The 1,374-nt window shown below is 67.5% G+C and carries 1 protein-coding gene; it reads left to right on the forward strand.

Annotation, left to right across the window (positions count from 1 at the left end; all coding sequences use genetic code 11):
* Positions 1-31: 31 nt before the first annotated feature.
* A complete protein-coding gene (locus tag C1I99_RS31570) occupies positions 32-1,333 on the forward strand; it encodes an IS256 family transposase (RefSeq protein WP_233512831.1) in 1,302 nt (433 codons plus the stop codon).
* Positions 1,334-1,374: the final 41 nt, after the last annotated feature.

The following is a 1,374-nucleotide window of genomic DNA, read 5'->3' on the forward strand; positions in this document are numbered from 1 at the left end:
GGTGTGTCTCCTGATCATGGAGTAGGCACCGATGACCGACATGACGACCGCCGTGGATACTGCCGCGGTGGCGAAGAAGGACCCGGCGCGCCCGCCGGCGAATGGAGTCGACGACGAGCTGGTGGGCCGGCTGGTGGAGCAGGCCCGTGCGGCGGGGCTGCAGCTGACCGGTGATGGCGGTCTGCTGCAACAGCTCACAAAGCGGGTCCTGGAATCAGCACTCGAGGGTGAGATCACCGACCACCTGGGCTATGACAAGGGCGACGTCAGGGCCAAGGAGGGATCCAACCACCGCAACGGCAGCCGGGTTAAGACTGTGCTGACCGACGTGGGCCGCGTCGAGATCGACGTGCCGCGCGACCGTGACGGGTCGTTCAGGCCGCAGATCGTTCGCAAGCGGCAGCGCCGGTTGTCTGGGGTGGACGACATGGTGATCTCCCTGTCTGCCAAGGGCCTGACCACCGGGGAGATCCAGGCCCACCTGGCGGAGGTGTATGGAGCCGAGGTGTCGCGGCAGACCATCTCGACGATCACCGACAAGGTCGTCGAGGGCATGACCGAGTGGCAGAACCGGCCCCTCGACCCGGTCTATCCGGTGATCTTCCTCGGCGCCGTGCACGTGAAGATCCGCGATGGGAAGGTCGCGAACCGGCCCATCTACCTGGCCCTGGCCGTCACCGTCGAGGGCGCCCGGGACATCCTCGGCCTGTGGGCCGGCGACGGCGGTGAAGGCGCCAAGTTCTGGCTGCAGGTGCTCACTGAGCTGAAGAACTGGGGCGTGGCGGATGCGTGCATGGTCGTCTGCGATGGGCTCAAGGGCCTGCCGGATGCCATCGGTGAGGTGTGGCCCGAAGCCGTGGTGCAAACCTGTGTGATCCACCTGCTGCGGGCGTCGTTCCGGTATGCCGGCCGGCAGCACTGGGATGCCATCGCCAAAGCACTGCGGCCGGTCTACACCGCGCCGACCGAGTCGGCGGCCCGGGCCCGGTTCGCCGAGTTCGTCGAGGCCTGGGGCGACAGGTATCCGGCGATCGTCAGGTTGTGGGAGCAGGCGTGGGCGGAGTTCGTGCCGTTCCTGGCCTTCGACGCGGAGATCCGCACCGTCGTCTGCTCCACCAACGCCATCGAGAGCGTCAACGCCCGCATCCGCCGCGCCGTGCGAGCCCGCGGGCACTTCCCGAACGAGGCCGCCGCGCTCAAGTGCGTCTACCTTGCCGTGATGAGCTTGGACCCGACCGGGCAGGGCCGCCGGCGGTGGACCATGCGCTGGAAACCGGCCCTGAACGCCTTCGACATCGCGTTCGAAGGACGCCTATCCGCAGGCCGCAAGTAGTCTTCAACCAACCCTGGACACACCGTTCGTTTGACAGTCCC

Source organism: Micromonospora deserti, from assembly GCF_003236335.1.
In the GTDB taxonomy this organism is placed as follows: domain Bacteria; phylum Actinomycetota; class Actinomycetes; order Mycobacteriales; family Micromonosporaceae; genus Micromonospora; species Micromonospora deserti.

Excerpts from the sequence above, each read along its gene's own strand:
- C1I99_RS31570 (WP_233512831.1), top strand. The coding sequence starts at position 32 with ATGACCGACATGACGACCGCCGTGGATACTGCCGCGGTGGCGAAGAAG.